This is a genomic window from Serratia sp. SM04, assembly GCF_040280225.1.
In the GTDB taxonomy this organism is placed as follows: Bacteria; Pseudomonadota; Gammaproteobacteria; order Enterobacterales; family Enterobacteriaceae; genus Serratia; species Serratia sarumanii.
In genome coordinates this window covers 1,020,877-1,043,948 of record NZ_JBEOQT010000021.1, presented here as the reverse complement: position 1 = coordinate 1,043,948, position 23,072 = coordinate 1,020,877, and the positions used below count along the sequence as shown (strand labels likewise).

The window sequence follows — 23,072 nt, the reverse complement described above, 5'->3', positions numbered from 1 at the left end:
CGGAGTAAATGCGGGCGGGGGAAGCTCCCCCGCCGCCTTATTGATTCCGGAACTTGTCGAGGAATTGCTGAGTGCGCTGGTGCTGCGGGTTGGCGAACAGCGCTTTGGCCGGGCCCTGTTCGACGATGCGGCCGTGATCCATAAAGATAACCCGGTCGGCCACGTCGCGGGCGAAACTCATCTCATGGGTGACGATCACCATGGTGCGTTTCTCTTCCGCCAGTGAGCGCATGGTATTGAGCACTTCCCCTACCAGCTCGGGATCGAGCGCCGACGTCGGCTCATCGAACAAAATCACCTCCGGCTGCATCGCCAGCGCGCGCGCAATAGCCACTCGCTGCTGTTGCCCGCCGGACAGCCGCCGCGGATAAGCCTGCTCCTTGCCGCTCAGCCCCACCTTGGCCAGCAACGCGCGGGCGCGCTGTTCCGCGCTGGCTTTCGCCTCGCCCTTGACGACCACCGGCCCTTCGATGATGTTTTCCAGCACCGAACGATGCGGGAACAGGTTGAAGCTCTGGAACACGAAACCGACCTGCTGACGCAGCGCGCGCACCTGATTTTTCTGTTTGCTCAACGGCTTGCTGCCGTCGATCAGGATGTCGCCGACGCGAATGGTGCCGGAATCCGGCTCCTCCAGCAGGTTGATGCAGCGCAACAAGGTGGTTTTCCCCGAACCGCTCGGGCCGATGATCGCCACCACTTCACCGGCGTCCACCGCCAGATCGATCCCATGCAGCACCGTCTGACCCTTGAACTGCTTGGTCAATTGCTTAACTTCAATGGCACTCATGCGCTACTCCTGATCCTGGCGATTAACGTGGGCTTCCAGACGGTTTTGCAGTGCGGAAAGCAGGGTCGCCATCACCCAGTAAATCAGCGATGCCGCCAGGTACATGGTGAACACTTCCAGCGTGCGCGAGGTGATCAGCTGCGCCTGGCGGAACAGCTCCGGCACCTGAATGGTGGCGGCCAGCGAGGTGTCTTTCACCAGGCCGATGAAGCTGTTGCCCAGCGGCGGCAAGGCGGTGCGCGCCGCCTGCGGCAGGATCACCCGGCGCAGGGTTTGCCAACGGGTCATGCCGATGCTGGCGGCGGCTTCCCACTGCCCTTTGTCGATCGACGAAATCGCCGCGCGCAGCGTTTCCGAGGTGTAGGCGGCGGTATTGAGCGACAGGCCAATCAGCGCCGCCGGGAAAGGATCGAACTCGATGCCGAACTGCGGCAGACCGTAATAGATCATAAACAGCTGGGCGATCAACGGCGTGCCGCGGAACAGCGACACGTAAATGCGCGACAGCCACGCCAGCGGCCAAAGCGGCGAAAGGCGCATCAGCGCCAGCAGAAAACCAAGCAACAGGCCGAACGCCATACCGCCCAGGCTAAGCTGAAGCGTCAGTATTGCGCCCTTCAATAAAAATGGCGCTGAATCCAGCGCCAGTTGAATACTTTCGTGCATTATTTAGTTACGTCCGCGCCAAACCATTTCTCGGAGATCTTCGCCAGCGTGCCATCTTTTTGCATCTCGGCGATCGCCTGGTCAATCGCGGCCAACAGCTCCGGGTTGTTCTTGCGCAGCGCCACGCCGGACTCCTGGCGGGAGAACGCCGGGCCGGCTACCGCCAGCGTATCGCCGGTTTTCTTCACCAGATCCAGCGCCGCCAGGCGATCCACCAGAATGGCGTTGATGCGGCCGACGCGCAAATCCTGATACTTGGTCGGGTCGTCGTCGTAGGTACGCACGTCCACACCCTGCACGTTCGCGCGCAGCCATTGCTCATAGTTGGTGCCCAGGCCAACGCCGACCTTCTTGCCCTTCAGGTCTTCCGGCTTGGTGATGGTGCCTTCGTTGCCTTTTTTCACCAGCGCCTGAATACCGGAAACGGTGTAAGGGGTGGAGAAATCATATTTCTTCTTGCGCTCATCAGAGATGGTCACCTGGTTGATCACCACATCGATGCGTTTTGATTCCAGCGAAGCCAGCATGCCGTCCCACTTGGTCGGGTTCAGCTTGGCCTTCACGCCCAAATGTTCCGCCAGCGCGTTGGCGAAATCCACTTCGAAACCGGTCAATTTGCCGTCTTCACCCTGGAAGCTGAACGGCGGATAGGTGCCTTCCAGCCCGACGATCAGCGTGCCGCGCTGTTTCACCTGCTGCAGCAGATTGTCGGCGGCGTAGGCTTGAGTCGCCAAACCGGCGGCCAACGCGACGCCCACCACGCCCAACAGCCATTGACGACGAACTTTCGCAAACATCATAAACACCCCTGTGTGTTATTTATCTTTTTTGATATCAGCACTTTAACAGTGCGACCGCCCGCATAAAGGAATATAACCTTATAAATATAGTTCAAAATGGAATAACAAGCGGTATTTACACCTGCGGATGGTAGGCGAACAGCGCCGGCGCACCGCCGGTGTGGACGAACAGGATAGGCCCTTCGTCGCGGAAACGCCGCTGGGCGATGCCGTCGATCAAACCGGCCATCGCTTTGCCGGTGTATACCGGATCCAGCAACACGCCTTCTTGCTGCGCCAGCAGCTGCACCGCCGCCATGCCCTCTTCGTTCGGCATGCCGTACTGCGGCGCGAAGTAATCGTCCCACAGCGCGATCGGCGCCAGTTCGTCGATATTCAGCGAACAGGCCAGGGCTTTCTGGATCTGCTCCACCTTCGGCAGCTGATCGATCACGGTGCGCGAGACCGTCACGCCGATCAACTCGGTTTCGGGCAGCAGCTGTTGCAGCCCCACCGCCAGCCCGGCATGGGTGCCGGCGCTGCCGGACGCCACCACCACCGAACTGAACGCCACGTTGCTGCGTTGGCTCTGTTCGGCGATTTCTAATGCGCACTGCACGTATCCCAACGCGCCCAAGGCATTGGAGCCGCCCACCGGCACCACGTAAGGCCGGAAGCCCTGTGCCTCGAGGCGCGTCGCCAGTTCCGCCAACTGCTGCTGCGGATCGTGCAGCGCTTCGCACATCACCACCTCGGCGTTGAACAGGCCGAGCAACAGGCGGTTGCCGTTGGTCAGGTAGTTTTCCGCACGGGTATCGATGGGATTTTCCAGCAGCGCGACGCAGTGCAGGCCCAGTTTCGCCGCCACCGCCGCCGTCTGGCGCACGTGGTTGGATTGAATGGCGCCGGCGGTGACCAGCGTATCGGCGCCTTGACGCAGCGCATCTGCGGCCAAAAACTCCAGCTTTCTCAGCTTGTTGCCGCCCATCGCCATAGGGGTGACATCGTCACGTTTAAGGTAAATTTCACGGCCGAGGTAATCGGAGAGACGGGACAGTTTTTCCAACGGTGTGGCGGTGCCAACCAGATCCAGACGCGGAAATTGCGCCAGTTGTTGTTGCAGGTTCACTACTTCCCCCCAGGGAATCGAATATCGACATCTGATAACCGATAGATTTAGCAGATGTGAACTGAATAATCATCCTTTATCACGGGGGGAGCCGCAGATCCCGGCCAGCGGCCGGGGAAAGTCTCAGTAGCTGCGCTGCCAGGCGAGATACTGATCGTATTTGCGCAGCGCAATGCGGTAGTTGTTGTGCGCCGCGCTAGGCAGATCGTCAATGATGCGCTGATGGCTGGCGCAGTTGGCGAATTTGTCCGCCGGGTAATTGCGCGCCACCAGCATTTCATCCAGCCGGCGCAGCCGCACCACGTACTCGCGAATGGTGCTGTGGCTCATCTCGGTCTGTTCGAACAGATATTGCTTGAACGCCATGATGTCGAAATAACTCGGGTGGCTATTGCAGGAAATCTCGCTGCAAAAGCGGCACAGTGCGGTCAGCTCATGCTGCACGTTTTGCCAGACCGCATCGTCGATCGGCTGATCCATGCGCGCGATGGCTTCTTTATTGATGATTTTGCCGCGAAACACCAGCGCCATGCGGTCCAACAGCTTACCGCACTGGGAGCAATGCGTCTGGCTGTGCTTGTAATCTTTCAGGTAACGGCTAAGCGGCCGTTTCTTCAACAGTATTCCTGGCATAAGGGGCAGTCCGATTGTCGCATGAGTCATCGAGTTGAGGGGCGGCGGGCCGCCGTCAGGTATCGTTCGCCAGCCGCGCGCGCAGGCGCTTGATCGCCTGACTGTGCAGTTGGCTGACGCGGGATTCCCCGACGTCCAGCACGGCGCCGATCTCCTTGAGATTCAACTCTTCCTGGTAATACAGCGTCAGCACCATTTTTTCGCGCTCCGGCAACGCCTCGATGGCGTCGATCACTCGCTGGCGCAGGCTGCCTTCCAACAGGTGATGCAGCGGGTTGGCCTCTTCATGTCCTTCCAGCATCGGTTCCGCGTTCTCGCCATGCTCCTCGCGCCATTCGTCGTAGGAGAAAAGCTGGCTGTTATTGGTGTCCAACAGAATTTGACGGTACTCATCCAGCGAGATATTCAGCGTCTGCGCCACTTCCGTCTCGCTCGCCGGGCGGCCGTAACGCTGTTCCAGCTGCCGCATCACCTGCGCGACCTCGCGCGCATGGCGCCGCACGCTGCGCGGCACCCAGTCGCGGCTGCGCAGCTCGTCGAGCATCGCGCCGCGAATGCGCTGCACCGCATAGGTGGTAAAGGCGGTTCCCTGTAGGGCGTCATAACGCTCAACGGCGTTCAGTAGCCCGATTCCCCCGGCCTGCAGCAGGTCGTCAAGCTCCACGCTGGCGGGCAACCTGACCTGCAGGCGCAACGCCTCGTGGCGCACTAACGGCACGTAGCGCAGCCAGAGAGAATTTTTGTCCATCACGCCTTCGGCGGTATACAGATCGCTCACTATGTCTTAAACCTGCGGATAAGAGAGTCAGCGCTATTATGCGTAGGGGGCGGAATGCCAATCGGCTGAACAGTCGCACAAAACGGGCTTTATTTGCGCCATGTAATAACCGTGCGGTGCGCGAGCATAAAAAAACCCCGCCGAGGCGGGGTTTCTTTGCGACAGTTAATCGGGAGAGACGATTAACGCAGCAGGGACAGAACGTTCTGAGTAGACTGGTTAGCCTGTGCCAGAACAGAGGTGCCAGCCTGTTGCAGGATGTTGGCGCGGCTCATGTTGGACACTTCGGTCGCGTAGTCGGCATCCTGGATACGGGACTGAGAAGCGGACAGGTTGTTAACGGTGCTGTTCAGGTTGTTGATAACAGAATCGAAACGGTTCTGTACCGCACCCAGGGAAGAACGCAGGGAGTCAACCTGAGACAGCGCTTTGTCCAGGGTCGCCAGCGGATCGGCAGTTTTTGGCTCGGTGGACTGCTCAGCGCCCTTGGTCACTTTACCGGTAGCGTCTACGCTCGCCTTGAAATATTTGGCATCGGCACCGGTACCTTCCTGGATCACGTAAGATTTACCGTTGTCGTAAGAGTGCAGGTTAGCCGCATCTGGGCCGCTTGCAGCAACTTCTTCCTTCACAGTTGTTGTCGCGCTGGTATCGGTCAGACCAGTGGTTTCAGCAGCAGCAATTGCAGTGATGTCACCAGAGGTTTTGTCGATGGTTGCTTTATAGTTCTTACCATCGGTACCAACAGCATAGATATCACCGGTAGCATTGTCCTTCAGGAAGCTGGCTGGCGCAGCACCATTTGCTTGTTTGTTCGTGGTGTTGGTGATGGTGAGATCTTTGCCTGTTTGTACGTTAGTCGCTTTTGCACCAACTTTAGTCGTATCAATGCCATCAGCCACGCTGAACTTTTCCAGACCCAGCGTTTTAGCGTTGATGTCTTTCAGTTCGATATCGATGGTTTCGCCGTCGTTCGCGCCAACCTGGATGGTCAGTTTCTGATCTGAGCTCAGCACTTTCACGCCGTTGAAATCGGTCTGCTCGGAGATGCGGTTGATTTCAGACAGACGCTGAGAGATCTCGTCCTGGATGGACTGCAGGTCGCTGGCAGAGTTGGAACCGTTCTGAGACTGTACGGTCAGACGACGGATGTTCTGCAAGTTGTCGTTAACTTCGTTCAGTGCGCCTTCAGTGGTCTGCGCCAGGGAGATACCGTCGTTGGCGTTGCGAGAAGCCTGAGTCAGGCCTTTGATGTTTGCAGTGAAACGGTTGGAGATAGCCTGACCCGCAGCATCGTCTTTCGCGCTGTTGATACGCAGACCGGAAGACAGACGCTCAATCGCAGTGCCCAGAGAAGACTGAGATTTGTTCAGGTTGTTCTGCGCCATCAGCGACAGGCTGTTAGTGTTGATTACTTGTGCCATTGTTTGCTTTCCTTACGAGTCAGTTGCGTTCTTCGCAACACAGTTAAAAGGTTCGGGCTTGTTTGCCCACGGCGTCAACCACCGTCCCCTCAGGTATCGGCCCTCCCCTAACAACCTTTAGCAATTTTTTAAAATTTTTTGCGCGGCCGGCAATGGCAGAAATAACGCGGTTTTTCCCTCTTCTATTGCGCCATCGTTTTTTTGTTTTTTTCAGTAAACTTTTTCACCGCTGGGCCGATAACGCGTAAAGCGAATAAAGTCATTATCAAGGAGAAGCACGAATGGCATCGATCAGTTCATTAGGCATCGGCTCAGGACTCGACCTTAACGGTTTGCTGGACAAGCTGACCAAAGCGGAACAACAGCGTCTGACGCCGTACACCACCCAGCAGACCAGCTATAACGCCCAGTTGACCGCTTACGGTACGCTGAAAAGCTCGCTGGAGAAGTTTGACAATCTGAGCAAAGACCTGGCCAAGCCAGAGTTCTTCAACAACACTACCGCCACCAAGCACGATCAGTTTACCGTGACCACCACCGACAAATCGGTGCCGGGCAACTACTCGATCGAGGTGTTGAAGCTCGCGCAGCCGCAAACGCTGACCACTCAGACGCCGATTGCCGACCAGCAGGCCAAACTGGGCACGCCGGGCAGCAGCGATCGTTCCATCTCTATTACGGCAGGCAACCCGCCGAAAGAGACCAAGATCCCGCTCGGCGACGATCAGACCTCACTGGTCGAGATGCGCGACGCCATCAATAAATCGAAATCCGGCGTCACCGCCAGCATCATGCGCGTCGGCGACAATGACTATCAACTGGCATTAAGCTCCACCACGCCAGGCGAAAAAAACACCATTGCGGTGCAGGTCAATAACGACGACAAGCTCGGCGCCATCCTCAACTACGATCCTAAAAATCCGCCTAAAGATGGCAGCACCGCGATGAAGCAAACCGTGCCCGGCCAGGATGCGGAAATCGTCGTCAACGGCACGAAAATCAAGCGCAGCACCAACTCGATCGCCGATGCTCTGCAGGGCGTAACGCTCGATCTGAAAACCACCACCAAGCCCGGCGAACCGCAAAACCTGGTGATCGGCATCGACAAGAGCGGCAGCGCCGACAAGATTAAAGAGTGGGTAGATAACTACAACTCGCTGCTGGACACCTTCAATTCGCTGACCAAATACACGCCGGTCAAAAGCGGTGAAGCGCAGAATGCCAAAAACGGCGCGCTACTGGGCGACAACACCCTGCGCGGCATCCAGTCTTCGATCAAGAGCGCCCTCAGTTCGGCACAGGACAACCCGGAGTTGAAAGGCCTGGGCAACCTCGGCATCACCACCAACGTCAAAACCGGTAAGCTGGAAATCGACAGCACCAAGCTGAACAAAGCCATCGACGAAAAACCGGATCAGGTTGCCAACTTCTTCGCCGGCAACGGTAAAGACACCGGCATGGCCACCGAAATCCACAACGAGATCCAGAACTACGTCAAATCCGGCGGCATCATCGAGAACTCGACCAAGAGCATCAACACCAACCTCGATCGCCTGAACATTCAGATCACCACGGTCACGGCCAGCATTCAGAACACCATCGACCGCTATAAGCAGCAGTTCGTTCAGTTGGATACCATGATGTCCAAATTGAGCAGCACGGGTAACTATTTACAACAGCAATTCTCGACAAAGTGATCCCTTAACCAGGTAACAGGTAAAAGAAACAACATGTATAACAGAAGCGGCACTCAGGCCTATGCACAGGTCAGTCTGGAAAGCGGCGCCATGAGCGCCAGCCCGCACCAGTTAATCGTGATGTTGTTCGACGGGGCGCTCAGCGCCCTGCTTCGCGCACGCATCCTGATGAACCAGGGCGATATCGCCGGCAAAGGCATGGCGCTGTCCAAAGCCATCAACATCATCGACAACGGCTTGAAAGGCGGCCTGGACCCTCAACAGGGCGGCGAAATCGCCGAAAACCTGGCGGCGTTGTACGACTATATGAAACGGCGCCTGATGCAGGCCAACCTGAACAACGACGAAGCGGCGATCGCCGAAGTGGTCAAACTGCTGGAAAACATCGCCGATGCCTGGCGCCAGATCGGCCCCAACTACCAACCTTCGCAGGACGCCGTGTAATGGAACGTCAACAGCAGCTGTTAGCCGCTTATCAACAAATTTACAGCCTGAGCAGCCAGATGATCGCGCTGGCGCAAACCGGGCGCTGGGAGGAGCTCGTCGAGCTCGAATTCGCTTACGTGACGGCGGTGGAAAAAACCGCCGCCTTTACCGGGCAAGCCGGCCCTTCCATGGCGTTGCAGGAGATGCTGCGCAATAAGCTGCAACAGATCCTCGACAACGAAACCGAGCTCAAACGTCTGTTACAGCAGCGCATGGATGAGCTGAAAATGCTGATCGAACAGTCCACGCGCCAGAACGTGGTCAACAATACCTACGGCCAGTTTCATGACCGTGCGCTGTTGCTGGGGGAGCCACAGGTCCGATAAGATCGACAATACTGACGAAAATGGATTAAATAGCACTATGCGCTATTACTCTCGGGTTACGTTAGGATATTAATCTATGGCATTTGAATTATTCAGTTTATGGGTAATTGGTAAAATGCGCGCTTCGAGCCTGGCTCTCACTTTAATGGATAAACATTATCCCGACACGGACGTTTTCTGTTCAGCAGGAAATTGATTTTTGATAGATAAAACACGCCGCTGTGTTTCACGGCCCATGGAAAAATGTTGCTCCGACGCGGATCAAAGCGTAAAGATATTCTCAGATAATGGCTGCGAAATGAATATCGATGGAACGTACAATTAATCTCTGTCCAGGAATTGGCGCCTCAGCGCACATCATTCAGCATACTGAATTATTATTCCCTTCAGTCTATTTTGAGCAACCACATCTGTATCTGATACAACAGGGCCATAAGCGCGTACGCTGGCAACAACGCGAGGTGGTGGCCCATGCCGGCGAGCTGTTGATAATCGACGGGGGGCAAACGGTGGATATTATTAACGGCCCATCCGAAGAAGGCGTTTTCAGTTGCCAGTTGCTGACCTGCGACCCACTGCTGCTCACCGTTCAGCCTCCGGCCGAGGACTCGCCGGCGCCGATGCCGTTTGATGCCGTCCTGGCGCTGCGCAGCCTCCCCTGCGCCCTGAAGCACAGTTTCGAGACCACCAGCCTGGCGCTGGCGCTCCGGCAGCGCTTTCCCACCATCATCGTGCGGCACAAGATGCTGGAAATTCTGCTGTGGCTGGCCCAATTCGGCATTCGCTTCATCCACAACGAAGCCAAAGACCTGACGCAGCGCGTGCGCCGCTGCCTGGCGACCGACCCGCACAGCATTTGGACGGCGGCGAAAGTGGCGGAAAGCCTGTCGATGAGCGAAGTGATGTTGCGCCGCAAACTGTCGATGGAAAATACCGCGTTGCGCAACCTGATGATCGACGTGCGCATGAGTAGCGCACTGGCCCTGCTGCAGTCGACCGACTGGCCGATTTCCGCCATCGCGCAACATGTCGGCTATGAAAGCGCATCACGTTTCGCCGAACGTTTTCGCAAACGCTTCGGTTTCGCCCCGACCGCCATTCGCGGTCACCAAAGGATTATGGAGCCAACCTCCCAGGGAGTCGAAACGATGGCCACCGGAGAAACCTAAATAGACGCGTAACAAAATGGTTTTATTTGGCACAGGTCCCTAACGATTGTCACAATGCTGCGACATGCAACGCAACGTCGATCCGCCGAAGAGCGAATTAAATGATGCGTAATGAAAAGCGATTATTTTTTCTCTGCCAATCACGTTTGTTGGTGCTGTGGCTGTTGGTATTGCCGTATGAAGAACAGAGGGTGCGTTTGCTTACCGCACAATAAAACGGCCAGGCTTTTTATCGCCTGGCCAGACTTCAGTCCAGTTTAACCAGAACGCCAATTAACACGACGAGTACCGTCAGCATTAAAATACTGATCAGACGCCATCTGGATTCGCTTTTAGTGCTCATTGACCTGCCTCGAATAATAACCCTACTAATCGGGCCATAATAAACGGCTGGCTGCGCACCCAATAAGCCTGACAGCGCCGTTTTCGTCCCTCTATTCGGTACATTAACGCCCATTTCCTGTCGGCTGTCGCGCCGGCCATTACCGGAGCGGCGCAGCAAGCGCCAATTTTCCCGGCAGCTCCGCCACCAGTTTGTCCACCGCCAGCCGCACTTTGAGCGGTTGGTAAGGCATATAGGGCCACACTGCATTCACCGGAAAACTGAGGCTGGACTCACCGCGCATGATCTCCACCAGCGTCCCGGCCATCAGCCGATCGCGTACCAGCCACTCCGGCAGCCAGGCAATACCGGCGCCGGCGGAAACGGCATCGACGATCCCCTGCATGTCATCCATCATCATCTTGGCCGGTGGCCTGAACGGCCGCAGCTCGCCGTTTTCACCGCGAAGTTGCCAGGGCAACACGGCGCCGGCGTGCAGATACCCCACCGCCTGATGCCGGCTTAATGCCTCCACCGAAGTCGGTGCGCCGCAGCGCTGCACGTAGTCGGGCGAAGCGCACAGCAGCATGCCGTGTTCGCCCAGGCGTCGGGCAACCAGACTGCCGCTGTCCGCCAGTTCGCCGATGCGAACCGCCAGATCGAACCCCTCGTCGATCAGATCGATCCTGCGGTCGCTGAACGAAATTTCCAACGACAGTAACGGATGCTCATTCGCCAGCGCCGTCATCAAAGGCGCAATACACAGATGGCCGAACAACACCGGCATCGAGATCCTGAGCCGGCCGCTGACCTGCATCTTGCCGCTGTCCAGCTGGTTTTCCGCCGCCTGAACGTTCGCCAACGCCTGCCGACAGTGCTCATAGTACAGCGCCCCTTCATCCGTCAGGCTCAGGCTGCGGGTGGTGCGCATAAACAACATCACGCCAAGCCGCGCCTCGAGCCGCGACACAATTTTGCTGACCGCAGAACGTGTCAGATGCAGTTTTTCTGCGGCGGCGGCAAAACTGCCGCCTTCCGCCACGGCGACAAAGGCCGGCAGCGCGCTGAGATCGCTTTTCATCTTAATGCTTCCAAATTGGAATCAATGAAGTGAAAACCTATCACCACTGGTGAAGATCGAGCAATGATAACCTGCAGTCATTCCGGAGTGCCCGGTGAAACCGCCAATTACCGTCTGAGGACAACAGCATGAAAAAAATACTGGTGCTCAAATCCAGCATTATGGGAAACGACTCGCAGACCAACAACCTGATTGACCGCTATCTGGCGGAACGTCGGGCCAAAGGATATGAAGATCAGATCGTCGAACACGATCTGACGGCGTTGGATCTGCCGGTATTGGACGGCGAGCTGTTCAATGCGCTGCGCGGCGCAGATAATATCAGCCCACGCGCCAAAGCGGCGGTGGCGCTTTCCGATCGGTTGATCGCCGAACTGAAAGGGAGCGATCTGCTGCTGATCGGCGCGCCGATGTACAACCTCAACGTCCCCACCCAGCTGAAAAACTGGTTCGATCTGGTGGCCCGCGCCCGGCTGACGTTCAACTATACCGCCACCTACCCGGTCGGGCTGGTGGAAGGCGTCAATGCAGTGGTGTTCAGTTCACGCGGCGGCGTACACGCCGGCCAGCCGACCGACGCCGTGACGCCCTACCTGCGCTCGGTGCTGGGGCTGATGGGGATCGGCGAGGTGCAATTTATCTATGCCGAAGGGCTGGATATGAAACCGCACGGCCTCACTCAGGGGCTGGCGAATGCCCACCAGCGGATCTTGGCCTTGGTGGGCTGAAGCAAACGCACGGTAGCATTGATTTGTTATAACATAACAAATATGATGACCACGTCGACGCCACCTCGATGAGGTGTCGACGCTCCTACATCACATAAAGTTTTATCGCACTTTGAGCCAGCTATTCCGATAGCTGGTTTTTTTTGCCTGCGATAATGAAATGCTACCGGAGCCGCGGGTTCAATCGTGGCGGGCAGCGCGTTTCATTTCTCGCTCGCCGGGCGACTGCGTTTTGACGGACAGCGGCGCAACAAACGCTTTCCATTCCTTGCCGGCTTCCTGATGAGCCGCGTTTTTTTGGGCCGATGAATAGTCATCGTTTTGCCCGGCGCATCCGGACAGCGCCATAATGCCCACAGCAAGATACAGCGATTTGCACATCATCCTATCCTGATAATTAACCGTCGCTATAGGGTAACAGCGCCGACCCCAATGTCACTGCAAAATGACCGGCACGTTCATCACACCGGCATATTCATGATGTCCTGGTAGGCCGCGACCAGCTTGTTGCGCACCTGCACGCCCAGCTGCAGCGAGACCGATGATTTCTGCAGATCGACCATCACATCGTTCAGGCTGATGCCCGGCACGCCCAGTTCGAAATCCTGCGCCTGCTTGCGCGCCGTTTGCTGGGTCTCGCTGATCTTGCCGAGCGCCGCAGTCAGTTCGCTGGCGAAGCTGACGCCCTGCGGCGCCGTATTCTGCCCCATCTTGCCGGCCTGAACCGCCATGGTCTGCATCTGCTGCAGCACCCCTTCAATGCCCTGAATCGCCATCTGGTCCTCAATCATCTCGTCTCGCCGGGTGACGTTTCACCCTGCACTTCTCCAATGATGCACACCCTAGCACAGCGTTTTCAGACCTAAAGCGGCTAATTAACTGCAAAAAACCCGGCTTATCGGGCAATCGGAATCGTCTGATAAGGCGAATAATGGCCTGCCCAGAAATGGGAGCGCCGCTATTTAGAAGATATGTGTATCAGGGAGTCTGTTTTGTCACACAACGCTAACCATACCGTTCATCAGCCTGGCAGGGAGCTGCTCAGCGGCCCATACGGGATCGTGAGCGCCATTGAAGGACGAGACCTAAAATGAGTGCTTCGATAACCGCCGGCGAAAGCCGCGACAACGGCCTGCAGGCCATCTGGAATCGTCTGCGCGCCAACCCGAAAATTCCGTTGCTGGTCGCCGCCTCCGCCGCGATCGCCATCGTTGTCGCGCTGCTGTTGTGGGTGAAAAGCCCTGACTACCGCGTGCTGTACAGCAATCTGAACGACCGCGACGGTGGCGCCATCGTCACCCAGCTGACGCAGATGAATATCCCTTACCGCTTCGCCGAGAATGGCGCAGCGCTGCTGATCCCGGCGGAAAAGGTGCATGAAACCCGCCTGCGCCTCGCGCAGCAAGGGCTGCCGAAGGGCGGCGCCGTCGGCTTCGAACTGCTGGATCAGGAAAAATTCGGCATCAGCCAATTCAGCGAACAGATCAACTATCAGCGCGCCCTTGAGGGCGAGCTGTCGCGCACTATCGAATCGCTGGGGCCGGTGCAAAACGCCCGCGTTCACCTGGCGCTGCCTAAACCTTCGCTGTTCGTGCGCGAACAGAAATCCCCTTCCGCGTCGGTGACGCTGACCCTGCAACCCGGCCGTGCGTTGGACGACGGCCAGATCAACGCCATCGTTTATATGGTGTCGAGCAGCGTCGCCGGCCTGCCGCCGGGCAACGTGACCGTGGTCGATCAGGCCGGGCGCCTGCTGACGCAGTCCGACGGCACCGGGCGCGATCTCAACGCCTCGCAGCTGAAATACGCCAACGAAGTCGAAAACGGCTTCCAGCGCCGCATCGAAGCGATCCTCGCCCCGGTGGTCGGCAGCGCCAACGTGCGTGCGCAGGTCACGGCACAGATCGACTTCGCCACTCGCGAACAAACCGATGAACAGTACCAGCCGAACCAGCAGCCGGACAAAGCCGCTATCCGCTCTCAGCAAACCAGCCTGAGCGAGCAGATCGGCGGGCCACAGGTGGGCGGCGTGCCGGGCGCGCTGTCCAATCAGCCGAGCGCGCCGGCCACCGCGCCGATTGAGACCGCCAAGCCGGCCACCGCCTCAGGCAACAATGCCAACGCCAACGCCACAGCGCAAAACGCCGCGACCACCCGCAGCACGGCGGTCAACGGCGTGCCGCAAAATACCCGTCGCGACGCGACCACCAACTACGAGCTCGACCGCACCATTCGTCACACCCAGCAAAAAGCCGGCACCGTGCAGCGTCTGTCGGTCGCCGTGGTGGTCAACTATCTGGGCACCGATAAAGACGGCAAACCGCAGCCGATGAGCAAAGAGCAGCTGGCGCAGATCGAAGCGCTGGTGCGTGAAGCGATGGGCTACTCCAGCAGCCGTGGCGACACCCTGAACGTGGTCAACACGCCGTTTACCGACACTCAGGTGACCGGTGGCGAACTGCCGTTCTGGCAAAGCCAGTCGTTTATCGATCGCCTGATCGATGCGGGCCGCTATCTGCTGGTGCTGCTGGTGGCCTGGCTGCTGTGGCGCAAACTGGTGCGGCCGCAGCTGCAACAGCGCCAGGCGGCGCAACAGGCCGCCGTCGCCGCCGCCAACGCCCCTGCCGCCAAAGCGGTCGACAGCAGCAAACCGAGCAACGAGGAGCTGGCGCAGCGTCGTAAATCGCAGCAGCGCGTCAGCGCAGAAGTCCAGAGCCAGCGGATCCGCGATCTGGCTGACAAAGACCCACGCGTGGTCGCTCTGGTAATCCGCCAATGGATGAGTAACGAGATATGAGCCTGACCGGAACCGACAAAAGCGCCATCCTGCTGATGACGCTGGGTGAAGATCGCGCGGCGGAGGTGTTCAAACACCTCTCCTCGCGCGAAGTACAGCTGCTGAGCGGCACCATGGCCGGCATGAGCCAGGTTTCACACAAACAGCTCGGCGAAATACTGACCGAGTTCGAAGACGACGCCGAGCAATACGCGGCGCTGAGCGTCAACGCCAGCGACTACCTGCGTTCGGTGCTGGTCAAGGCGCTGGGCGAAGAGCGTGCCGCCAGCCTGCTGGAAGACATTCTCGAATCGCGCGAGACCACCACCGGCATGGAAACGCTCAACTTTATGGAGCCGCAGAGCGCCGCCGATCTGATCCGCGACGAACACCCGCAGATCATCGCCACTATCCTGGTGCACCTCAAACGCGGCCAGGCGGCGGATATCCTGGCCCTGTTCGACGAACGCCTGCGCAACGACGTCATGCTGCGTATCGCCACCTTCGGCGGCGTGCAGCCGGCGGCGCTGGCGGAGCTGACCGAAGTGCTGAACAACCTGCTCGACGGCCAGAACCTCAAGCGCAGCAAAATGGGCGGGGTGCGCACCGCCGCCGAGATCATCAACCTGATGAAAACCCAGCAGGAAGAAGCGGTCATCGACGCGATGCGCGAATACGACGGCGAGCTGGCGCAGAAGATCATCGACGAGATGTTCCTGTTCGAAAACCTGGTGGAAGTCGACGATCGCAGTATCCAACGCCTGCTACAGGAAGTGGAAGGCGAGTCGCTGCTGATCGCCTTGAAAGGCGCCGAGCAGCCGCTGCGCGAGAAGTTCCTCAAGAACATGTCGCAACGCGCCGCCGACATCCTGCGCGACGATCTGGCCAACCGTGGGCCGGTGCGCATGTCGCAGGTGGAGAACGAGCAGAAAGCCATCCTGCTGGTGGTGAGACGCTTGGCGGAAAGCGGCGAAATGATCATCGGCGGCGGCGAGGACACCTATGTCTGATCGCATTAACACCCTGCCCTGGCAGCCCTGGTCGCTCAACGATCTGGGCGAACAGAAACCGGCGATCGAACTGCCGCAGTTGCCGGATCTCGAACTTGACGATCCGTCGCCGGACGCACAGGCCGAATTGCAACAGCAGTTGGCGACGCTGCGCCTGCAGGCGGAGCAACAGGGCCAGCAGTTGGGCTATGCCGACGGCCAGCAAAAAGGCTATGAGGCCGGTTTTCAGTCCGGACTGGAGGAAGGCCGCCAGCAAGGGCTGCTGGAAGCGCAACAGCAGCAACAGCCGCTGACCGCCCACTGGCAGCAGCTGGTCACCGAATTCCAGCACACGCTGGACGCGCTCGACAGCGTGATCGCTTCGCGGCTGATGCAGCTGGCGCTGACCGCCGCCAAGCAGGTGCTGGGCCAGCCGCCGGTGTGCGACGGCACCGCCCTGCTGGCGCAGATCCAACAGCTGATCCAGCAGGAACCGATGTTCAACGGCAAGCCGCAGCTGCGGGTGCACCCGGACGACTACTCGCGCGTCGAGCAGCAGTTGGGGGTCACCCTCAGCCTGCACGGCTGGCGCCTGTTGGCGGACGGCGAACTGCATCCGGGCGGCTGCAAAATCAGCGCCGAGGAAGGCGATCTCGACGCCAGCCTGGCGACGCGCTGGCATGAATTGTGCCGCCTGGCGGCACCGGGAGAAGTCTGATGACCGCGCGTCTCGGCCGCTGGCTGAGCTCTCTGGATACGCTGGAAAAACGCATCGCGCGCGCGCCGATGGTGCGCCGCTACGGCCGCCTGACCCGCGCCACCGGATTGGTGTTGGAAGCCACCGGCCTGCAGCTGCCGCTCGGCGCGACCTGCCTTATCGAACGGCACGACGCCGGTGAGGTGCAGGAAGTGGAAAGCGAAGTGGTCGGCTTCAACGGCCAGCGGCTGTTCCTGATGCCGCTGGAAGAGGTGGAAGGCATCGTGCCGGGCGCGCGGGTTTACGCCCGCATCGCGCCGGAAGGCCAAAGCGCCGGCAAACAGCTGCCGCTCGGCCCGGCCCTGTTGGGGCGGGTGCTGGACGGCAGCGCCAAACCGCTCGACGGCCTGCCTTCACCGGACACCGGTTACCGCGCGCCGCTGATCACCGCGCCGTTCAACCCCTTGCAACGCACGCCGATCGAGCAGGTGCTGGACGTGGGGGTGCGCACCATCAACGGCCTGCTGACCGTCGGCCGCGGCCAGCGCATGGGCCTGTTCGCCGGCTCCGGCGTCGGCAAGAGCGTGCTGCTCGGCATGATGGCCCGTTATACCCAGGCGGATGTGATCGTCGTTGGCCTGATCGGCGAGCGTGGCCGCGAGGTCAAAGACTTTATCGAGAACATTCTCGGCGCCGAAGGCCGAGCGCGATCGGTGGTGATCGCCGCGCCGGCGGACGTCTCGCCGCTGCTGCGCATGCAGGGGGCGGCCTACGCCACCCGCATCGCCGAGGATTTCCGCGATCGCGGGCAGCATGTGTTGCTGATCATGGACTCCCTTACCCGCTACGCCATGGCGCAGCGTGAGATCGCCCTGGCCATCGGCGAGCCGCCGGCGACCAAAGGCTACCCGCCTTCGGTCTTCGCCAAGCTGCCCGCGCTGGTGGAACGCGCGGGCAACGGCATCAGCGGCGGCGGTTCCATCACCGCCTTCTACACCGTGTTGACCGAAGGGGACGATCAGCAAGACCCGATCGCCGACTCGGCGCGCGCCATCCTCGATGGCCACGTGGTGCTGTCCCGGCGCCTGGCGGAGGCCGGCCACTACCCGGCGATCGACATCGAAGCGTCAATCAGCCGCGCCATGACGTCGCTGATCGACGAAGAGCATTACCGCCGGGTGCGCACCTTCAAACAGATGCTGGCCAGCTATCAGCGCAACCGCGATCTGATCAGCGTCGGCGCCTACGCGGCGGGCAGCGATCCGTTGCTGGACAAAGCGATGACGCTGTATCCGCAGATGGAAGCCTACCTGCAACAGGGCATCTTTGAACGCAGCGGCTACGATGAAGCCTGTCAACAGCTGCAGCAGTTGATTGTTTAACGTCACCAGAGGCGCACAGCGATGAAATCACAGTCACCCCTGATTACCCTGCGCGATCTGGCGCAGGATGCGGTGGAACAGGCCGCGCAACAGCTGGGCCAGGTACGGCAGGCGCAGCAGGCGGCGGAGCAACAGCTGTCGATGCTGCTCAACTATCAGGACGAATACCGCCAGAAGCTGAATCATACGCTCTGCGACGGCATGGACAGCTCACGCTGGCAAAACTACCAGCAGTTTATCGGCACGCTGGAACAGGCCATCGACCAGCACCGCCAGCAGCTGCTGCAGTGGGGGCAGAAAGTGGATCATGCAGTGAAGCAATGGCAAGACAAACAACAGCGGTTGAACGCTTTCGAGACCCTGCATACCCGCGCCATAACGGCGGAGCAGCAGCAGGAGAACAAACGGGATCAAAAACTGATGGATGAGTTCGCTCAACGCAGTGCACAAAGGAATATCAACCCATGAATCTGAACGCCCTGCCCGGCCTGGCCTTACCCGGCGACGCCGGCGGCCTGGCCGAACTGACCTCGGCGCTGGATGAAAGCCAGCTGTCGTCCGCTTTCGCCCAGCTGCTCGGCGCCCGTTTCGCACCCGCCGCCGACGGCAAACAGCCGCCGGTCGCGCTGAGCACGGACGATGAACGCGCCCCGGCCCTGAGCCGCAACCAGCTCAATCAGCTGCTGGCCACCTTCGGCGAGCGCGGCGGCCTGCTGCAGAACCCGACAACCGCAGCCAACGCGCTTTCGCCTGAGGGCGCCGAGGGCGAGGCGCCCGCCGCCGGCGACAAACCGGCGCAGCCGCCGATCGCCGCCGCCAAAGAGCTGGATGCCGCTACGCTGCAGGCGCTGTACGCCATGCTGCCGGCCGCGATCGTCGCCCAGACTCAGCCAGCCGAAGGCCAACGCTCGCTGCCGGTGGATAGCGCTGACGAAGCAACTGCGCTGCAGCCCGGCAACGGCCAGCTGAACATCGCGGCGGCCGGTGATAAAACCGCCACACATTCATCGGCATCCCCTGCTCCGTCGCCGACGGGCGCGAAAACGCCTGCCGCCGACGGCGATATTGCCACGGCGGTGCTCCCGCAACCGACCAACGGCGAACGCGCAAGCACCGCACAACCGCTACAGGCGGGCGATACGCCACAGCCGCCGCCGCTCAATCACGCCGTCGCCCTGGCCGCCGCCAGCCCGACGCAAACCGCCGCCCCGGCCAGCGCACTGGTGACCGCGCCGCCTGCGCCGCAGCTCAACGCGCAGCTGGGCAGCCCGGAGTGGCAGCAGGCGTTGAGCCAACAGGTGCTGATGTTCCACCGCAACGGCCAGCAGAGCGCCGAGCTGCGCCTGCACCCGCAGGAGTTGGGCGCCCTGCAGATCACGCTGAAGCTGGACGATCAGCAGGCGCAGCTGCACATCGCCTCCGCTCACGGCCAGGTGCGTGCGGCGGTGGAAGCGGCGATGCCGCAGCTGCGTCACGCGCTGGCGGAGAGCGGCATCAACCTGGGGCAAAGCAGCGTGGGCGGCGAGTCCACGCCGCAATGGCAGCAACAGGCGCAGCAGCAGGCTTCCAACGGCCAGGGGCGTGCCAGCTATGCGGAACATCATGGCGGTGACACTGCGGCCGCCGAGGGCGTCAGCGCACCGGTGGCGCTGCAGCGCATGGCCAGTGCGGTCAACGGCGTCGATATTTTCGCCTGAGCCGCCGCAAACGCCCAAGCTGGCACCCATTTCCGCGTCTATTCAGGCTATTGCACGCCGCAATAGACGCGATAATACCTTTACATGTCATGCGTGCGGCTTTGCCGCGCGCTATGCCCGCCGCCTCGCCGGCCGCGGGTGGAACAACAGGAATTAGATTTGGCTATGTCTCAGAACACCCTTCCCGCAGCACCGAAACGCTCCCTTCTGGTCATCCTGCTGGTGTTGATCAGCGTCGTCGCCTGTGGCGCCGCGGGCTACAGCTGGTGGCTGCTGCAACAGCATAAAAACGGCGCCGAACCGGCCGCCGCCAAACAGCAACCGCCGGCCGCGCCGGTGTTCATGCCGCTCGACACCTTTACCGTCAACCTGGTGACGCCGGACAACAACCCGGATCGCGTGCTGTACATCGGCCTCACGCTGCGTCTGCCGGACGAAAGTACCCGCCGTCAGCTGAACGATTTTCTGCCGGAAGTGCGCAGCCGTCTGCTGATGCTGCTCTCCCGTCAGGAAGCGAGCCAGCTGGCCAATGAACAAGGGAAGCAACGGTTGGTGGCGCAGATTAAGGACGTGCTCAGCCCGCCGCTGGTTAAGGGACAACCGAAGCAGGTGGTCAGCGATGTGCTGTTCACCGCCTTCATACTGCGGTAATCACTATGGGCGACAGCATTCTTTCACAGGCAGAGATCGACGCCTTGCTCAACGGCGACAGCGCGGGTGATGAACCCGAAGCGATAGTCGGCAAAGAGAGCGAGGTCAAGCCTTACGATCCGACCACCCAGCGCCGCGTGGTGCGCGAGCGTCTGCACGCGCTGGAAATCATCAACGAACGTTTTGCCCGGCAGTTCCGCATGGGGTTGTTCAACCTGCTGCGCCGCAGCCCGGACATTACCGTCGGCCCGATCAAAATCCAGCCGTATCACGAGTTCGCCCGCAACCTGCCGGTGCCGACCAACCTGAACCTGGTGCATCTGAACCCGCTGCGCGGCACCGCCCTGTTCGTGTTCGCGCCGAGCCTGGTGTTCATCGCCGTCGATAACCTGTTCGGCGGCGACGGCCGCTTCCCGACCAAGGTCGAAGGCCGCGAGTTCACCCCGACCGAACAGCGGGTGATCAAGCGCATGCTGCGCCTGGCGCTGGACGCCTACGGCGACGCCTGGAGCGCCATCTACAAGATCGACGTGGAGTACGTACGCGCCGAAATGCAGGTGAAGTTCACCAACATCACCACTTCGCCGAACGATATCGTGGTCACCACGCCGTTCCAGGTGGAGATCGGCGCGCTGACCGGCGAGTTCAACATCTGCATTCCGTTCGCCATGATTGAGCCGCTGCGCGAGCTGTTGACCAACCCGCCGTTGGAAAACTCGCGGCAGGAAGACAGCCATTGGCGCGAAACGCTGGTGAAGCAGGTGCAGCACTCCGAACTGGAACTGATCGCCAACTTCGTCGATATCCCGATGCGGCTGTCGAAAGTCCTGAAGCTGCAGCCGGGCGATGTATTACCGATAGACAAGCCGGAACGCCTGATTGCCCATGTGGACGGCGTACCGGTTCTGACCAGCCAATACGGCACGTTGAACGGGCAATATGCCCTGCGTGTTGAACATTTGATTAACCCTATTTTGAATGCTCTGAGTGAGGAACAGCCCAATGAGTGATCCTAAGCAACCGTCTGGCGAAGGAAAGGAATCCGTAGACGATCTGTGGGCTGATGCGTTTAACGAGCAGCAGTCCTCAGAGAAATCCGGCGCGAGCACCGAAGGGGTGTTCAAGTCGCTGGAAGCTCAGGATGCGCTCGGCAGCCTGCAGGATATCGACCTGATCCTGGATATTCCGGTCAAGCTGACCGTGGAACTGGGGCGCACCAAGATGACCATCAAAGAGCTGCTGCGCCTGTCGCAAGGCTCGGTGGTAGCGCTGGACGGCCTGGCCGGCGAGCCGCTGGACATCCTGATCAACGGTTACCTGATCGCACAAGGTGAAGTGGTGGTGGTGGCCGACAAGTTCGGCGTGCGCATCACCGACATCATCACCCCGTCCGAACGCATGCGTCGACTGAGCCGCTGATGACCGTCGCGGCGCCCGTTACCGTCCAAAGCAGCCAACCACCCGCCGCGCCGGCCTTGCCGGCCGGTTCGGTGTTGATGCAGGTCAGCAGCGCGCTCGGCGGCATTCTGCTGCTGATCCTGCTGGCCGGTTGGCTGTTCCGCCGGCTGGGCTTCGCCCCGCAGGCGCGCAACAACAAGCTACTCAACCTGCGCGCCAGTTGCCAGGTCGGGCAGCGCGAGCGCGTGGTGGTGGTGGAAGTCGACGACACCTTGCTGGTATTGGGCGTCACCGCCCAGCAGATCACCCCGCTGCACACCCTGCCTGCCCCGCCGAAAGACGAGGGCGCGGCCGACGCGGCGACGCCGGCGGACTTCCGCCAACTGATGCAAAAAGTTCTGAAACGCCCGGAAAAATCGGCATGACCTCAACTCTTCATACCCTCGTCCGCCGTCCGGCGGTTTGGCTCCCTGCCGCCCTGCTGTTCATCAGCCCGGCGGCTTTGGCGCAACTGCCGGGGCTGATCAGCCAGCCGCTGGCCAACGGCGGCCAAAGCTGGTCGCTGCCGGTGCAGACGCTGGTGCTGTTGACCTCGCTGACCTTCCTGCCCGCCATGCTGCTGATGATGACCAGCTTCACCCGCATCATCATCGTGCTCGGGCTGCTGCGCAACGCGCTGGGCACCCCGTCGGCGCCGCCGAACCAGGTGATGCTGGGGCTGGCGCTGTTCCTGACTTTCTTCATCATGTCGCCGGTGTTCGACAAGGTCTATCAGGATGCCTACCTGCCGTTCAGCCAGGACAAGATCGGGTTGGAGGTCGCGCTGGATAAAGGCGCGCAGCCGCTGCGCGAATTCATGCTGCGCCAAACGCGCGAAACCGATCTGGCGCTGTACGCCAGGCTGGCCAATCAGCCACCGCTGGCCGGCCCGGAGGCGGTGCCGATGCGCATCCTGCTGCCCGCCTACGTCACCAGCGAACTGAAAACCGCCTTCCAGATCGGCTTTACGGTGTTCATTCCGTTCCTGATTATCGACCTGGTGGTCGCCAGCGTGCTGATGGCGCTGGGGATGATGATGGTGCCGCCGGCCACCATCTCGCTGCCGTTCAAGCTGATGCTGTTCGTGCTGGTCGATGGCTGGCAGCTGCTGCTCGGCTCGCTGGCGCAGAGTTTCTATTCGTAACCCCCGACCGGAGAACGCGAGATGACACCTGAATCGGTTATGGCGCTCGGCACCGAAGCGATGAAAGTGGCGCTGGCGCTGGCCGCCCCGCTGCTGCTGGCGGCGCTGATCAGCGGCCTGGTGGTCAGCCTGCTGCAGGCCGCCACCCAAATCAACGAAATGACGCTGTCGTTCATCCCCAAAATTCTGGCGGTGGTGGCCACCATCATCATCGCCGGCCCTTGGATGTTGAACCTGCTGCTGGACTACATGCGCACCCTGTTCAGCAACCTGCCCACCCTGATCGGCTAA

The 23,072-nt window shown here is 60.1% G+C and carries 27 protein-coding genes; 17 read left to right on the top strand and 10 right to left on the bottom strand.

Translation table 11 applies throughout. The features are described from left to right. Positions 1 to 37 precede the first annotated feature (37 nt). The 7 genes from tcyN to ABTW55_RS19405 all read right to left on the bottom strand — a co-directional run bounded on the left by tcyN (position 38) and on the right by ABTW55_RS19405 (position 6,199). Positions 38 to 790: an L-cystine ABC transporter ATP-binding protein TcyN gene (gene tcyN, locus ABTW55_RS19435; RefSeq protein WP_033647754.1), complete on the bottom strand. Its 753-nt coding sequence runs from the start codon at positions 788 to 790 to the stop codon at positions 38 to 40. 3 nt (positions 791 to 793) lie between these two features. Continuing rightward, positions 794 to 1,456: a cystine ABC transporter permease gene (gene tcyL, locus ABTW55_RS19430; protein WP_033634963.1), complete on the bottom strand. Its 663-nt coding sequence runs from the start codon at positions 1,454 to 1,456 to the stop codon at positions 794 to 796. Beyond that, positions 1,456 to 2,256 carry a cystine ABC transporter substrate-binding protein gene (gene tcyJ, locus ABTW55_RS19425; RefSeq protein WP_033653651.1) on the bottom strand — a complete coding sequence of 267 codons (801 nt, stop codon included), beginning with the start codon at positions 2,254 to 2,256 and terminating at the stop codon, positions 1,456 to 1,458. The genes tcyL and tcyJ overlap by 1 nt, the downstream gene beginning before the upstream one ends. A 115-nt stretch (positions 2,257 to 2,371) precedes the next feature. Continuing rightward, on the bottom strand, positions 2,372 to 3,364 hold the full coding sequence (locus ABTW55_RS19420; RefSeq protein WP_025303239.1) for a D-cysteine desulfhydrase: 993 nt from the start codon (positions 3,362 to 3,364) through the stop codon (positions 2,372 to 2,374). A 123-nt stretch (positions 3,365 to 3,487) separates the two neighbouring features. Beyond that, on the bottom strand, positions 3,488 to 3,997 hold the full coding sequence (gene fliZ, locus ABTW55_RS19415; RefSeq protein WP_033647756.1) for a flagella biosynthesis regulatory protein FliZ: 510 nt from the start codon (positions 3,995 to 3,997) through the stop codon (positions 3,488 to 3,490). Positions 3,998 to 4,052: 55 nt separating this feature from the next. Continuing rightward, positions 4,053 to 4,775 (bottom strand): RNA polymerase sigma factor FliA, encoded by a 723-nt coding sequence (locus ABTW55_RS19410; protein ID WP_004934752.1) that lies wholly within the window; start codon positions 4,773 to 4,775, stop codon positions 4,053 to 4,055. A 182-nt stretch (positions 4,776 to 4,957) separates the two neighbouring features. Next, positions 4,958 to 6,199: a flagellin FliC gene (locus ABTW55_RS19405; protein ID WP_033647757.1), complete on the bottom strand. Its 1,242-nt coding sequence runs from the start codon at positions 6,197 to 6,199 to the stop codon at positions 4,958 to 4,960. 281 nt (positions 6,200 to 6,480) lie between these two features. Between ABTW55_RS19405 and fliD the strand changes: the two genes are divergently transcribed. The 4 genes from fliD to ABTW55_RS19385 all read left to right on the top strand — a co-directional run bounded on the left by fliD (position 6,481) and on the right by ABTW55_RS19385 (position 9,877). Next, positions 6,481 to 7,896, top strand: coding sequence for a flagellar filament capping protein FliD (fliD, locus tag ABTW55_RS19400; RefSeq protein WP_033653648.1), 1,416 nt, complete (start codon positions 6,481 to 6,483; stop codon positions 7,894 to 7,896). A 33-nt stretch (positions 7,897 to 7,929) separates the two neighbouring features. Beyond that, entirely contained in the window at positions 7,930 to 8,340 is a 411-nt protein-coding gene (gene fliS, locus ABTW55_RS19395; protein ID WP_033634970.1) for a flagellar export chaperone FliS, read from the top strand. Beyond that, a complete protein-coding gene (gene fliT / locus ABTW55_RS19390) occupies positions 8,340 to 8,708 on the top strand; it encodes a flagella biosynthesis regulatory protein FliT (protein WP_004934765.1) in 369 nt (122 codons plus the stop codon). The genes fliS and fliT overlap by 1 nt, the downstream gene beginning before the upstream one ends. A gap of 308 nt (positions 8,709 to 9,016) precedes the next feature. Then, the gene (locus tag ABTW55_RS19385) at positions 9,017 to 9,877 is read left to right on the top strand and encodes a helix-turn-helix transcriptional regulator (RefSeq protein ID WP_041035600.1); all 861 of its coding nucleotides are present in this window, start codon (positions 9,017 to 9,019) and stop codon (positions 9,875 to 9,877) included. Between the two features lie 482 nt (positions 9,878 to 10,359). On the opposite strand, the gene ABTW55_RS19380 is transcribed toward ABTW55_RS19385, so the two are convergent. Continuing rightward, positions 10,360 to 11,280 carry a LysR family transcriptional regulator gene (locus tag ABTW55_RS19380; protein WP_041035602.1) on the bottom strand — a complete coding sequence of 307 codons (921 nt, stop codon included), beginning with the start codon at positions 11,278 to 11,280 and terminating at the stop codon, positions 10,360 to 10,362. A 128-nt stretch (positions 11,281 to 11,408) separates the two neighbouring features. Between ABTW55_RS19380 and ABTW55_RS19375 the strand changes: the two genes are divergently transcribed. After that, positions 11,409 to 12,008 carry an FMN-dependent NADH-azoreductase gene (locus ABTW55_RS19375; RefSeq protein WP_060421495.1) on the top strand — a complete coding sequence of 200 codons (600 nt, stop codon included), beginning with the start codon at positions 11,409 to 11,411 and terminating at the stop codon, positions 12,006 to 12,008. A 180-nt stretch (positions 12,009 to 12,188) separates the two neighbouring features. On the opposite strand, the gene ABTW55_RS19370 is transcribed toward ABTW55_RS19375, so the two are convergent. After that, positions 12,189 to 12,389, bottom strand: a complete 201-nt coding sequence (locus tag ABTW55_RS19370; RefSeq protein ID WP_039565525.1) for a hypothetical protein — start codon at positions 12,387 to 12,389, stop codon at positions 12,189 to 12,191. Between the two features lie 80 nt (positions 12,390 to 12,469). Beyond that, the gene (gene fliE / locus ABTW55_RS19365; protein ID WP_033638515.1) at positions 12,470 to 12,784 is read right to left on the bottom strand and encodes a flagellar hook-basal body complex protein FliE; all 315 of its coding nucleotides are present in this window, start codon (positions 12,782 to 12,784) and stop codon (positions 12,470 to 12,472) included. 314 nt (positions 12,785 to 13,098) lie between these two features. Between fliE and fliF the strand changes: the two genes are divergently transcribed. The 12 genes from fliF to fliQ all read left to right on the top strand — a co-directional run bounded on the left by fliF (position 13,099) and on the right by fliQ (position 23,072). Continuing rightward, positions 13,099 to 14,805 (top strand): flagellar basal-body MS-ring/collar protein FliF, encoded by a 1,707-nt coding sequence (fliF, locus tag ABTW55_RS19360; protein ID WP_060425363.1) that lies wholly within the window; start codon positions 13,099 to 13,101, stop codon positions 14,803 to 14,805. Continuing rightward, a complete protein-coding gene (gene fliG / locus ABTW55_RS19355) occupies positions 14,802 to 15,794 on the top strand; it encodes a flagellar motor switch protein FliG (protein WP_033634975.1) in 993 nt (330 codons plus the stop codon). Before fliF ends, fliG begins: the two co-directional genes overlap by 4 nt. Beyond that, a complete protein-coding gene (fliH, locus tag ABTW55_RS19350) occupies positions 15,787 to 16,491 on the top strand; it encodes a flagellar assembly protein FliH (RefSeq protein ID WP_060421498.1) in 705 nt (234 codons plus the stop codon). The genes fliG and fliH overlap by 8 nt, the downstream gene beginning before the upstream one ends. Further along, a complete protein-coding gene (gene fliI / locus ABTW55_RS19345; protein ID WP_060421501.1) occupies positions 16,491 to 17,852 on the top strand; it encodes a flagellar protein export ATPase FliI in 1,362 nt (453 codons plus the stop codon). Before fliH ends, fliI begins: the two co-directional genes overlap by 1 nt. Positions 17,853 to 17,873: 21 nt before the next feature. After that, entirely contained in the window at positions 17,874 to 18,320 is a 447-nt protein-coding gene (gene fliJ / locus ABTW55_RS19340) for a flagellar export protein FliJ (protein ID WP_047571550.1), read from the top strand. Further along, positions 18,317 to 19,549, top strand: coding sequence for a flagellar hook-length control protein FliK (locus tag ABTW55_RS19335; RefSeq protein ID WP_060421504.1), 1,233 nt, complete (start codon positions 18,317 to 18,319; stop codon positions 19,547 to 19,549). Before fliJ ends, ABTW55_RS19335 begins: the two co-directional genes overlap by 4 nt. A gap of 165 nt (positions 19,550 to 19,714) precedes the next feature. Further along, the gene (fliL, locus tag ABTW55_RS19330) at positions 19,715 to 20,200 is read left to right on the top strand and encodes a flagellar basal body-associated protein FliL (protein ID WP_033634980.1); all 486 of its coding nucleotides are present in this window, start codon (positions 19,715 to 19,717) and stop codon (positions 20,198 to 20,200) included. 5 nt (positions 20,201 to 20,205) lie between these two features. Next, entirely contained in the window at positions 20,206 to 21,210 is a 1,005-nt protein-coding gene (gene fliM / locus ABTW55_RS19325) for a flagellar motor switch protein FliM (protein WP_033634981.1), read from the top strand. Further along, complete coding sequence (gene fliN / locus ABTW55_RS19320) at positions 21,203 to 21,619, top strand: flagellar motor switch protein FliN (RefSeq protein WP_004934799.1); 417 nt, start codon at positions 21,203 to 21,205, stop codon at positions 21,617 to 21,619. Before fliM ends, fliN begins: the two co-directional genes overlap by 8 nt. After that, positions 21,619 to 22,023 (top strand): flagellar biosynthetic protein FliO, encoded by a 405-nt coding sequence (gene fliO, locus ABTW55_RS19315; RefSeq protein WP_033647771.1) that lies wholly within the window; start codon positions 21,619 to 21,621, stop codon positions 22,021 to 22,023. Before fliN ends, fliO begins: the two co-directional genes overlap by 1 nt. Continuing rightward, positions 22,020 to 22,781 (top strand): flagellar type III secretion system pore protein FliP, encoded by a 762-nt coding sequence (gene fliP, locus ABTW55_RS19310; protein ID WP_025303257.1) that lies wholly within the window; start codon positions 22,020 to 22,022, stop codon positions 22,779 to 22,781. Before fliO ends, fliP begins: the two co-directional genes overlap by 4 nt. A gap of 21 nt (positions 22,782 to 22,802) precedes the next feature. Beyond that, positions 22,803 to 23,072 (top strand): flagellar biosynthesis protein FliQ, encoded by a 270-nt coding sequence (fliQ, locus tag ABTW55_RS19305; RefSeq protein WP_004934803.1) that lies wholly within the window; start codon positions 22,803 to 22,805, stop codon positions 23,070 to 23,072.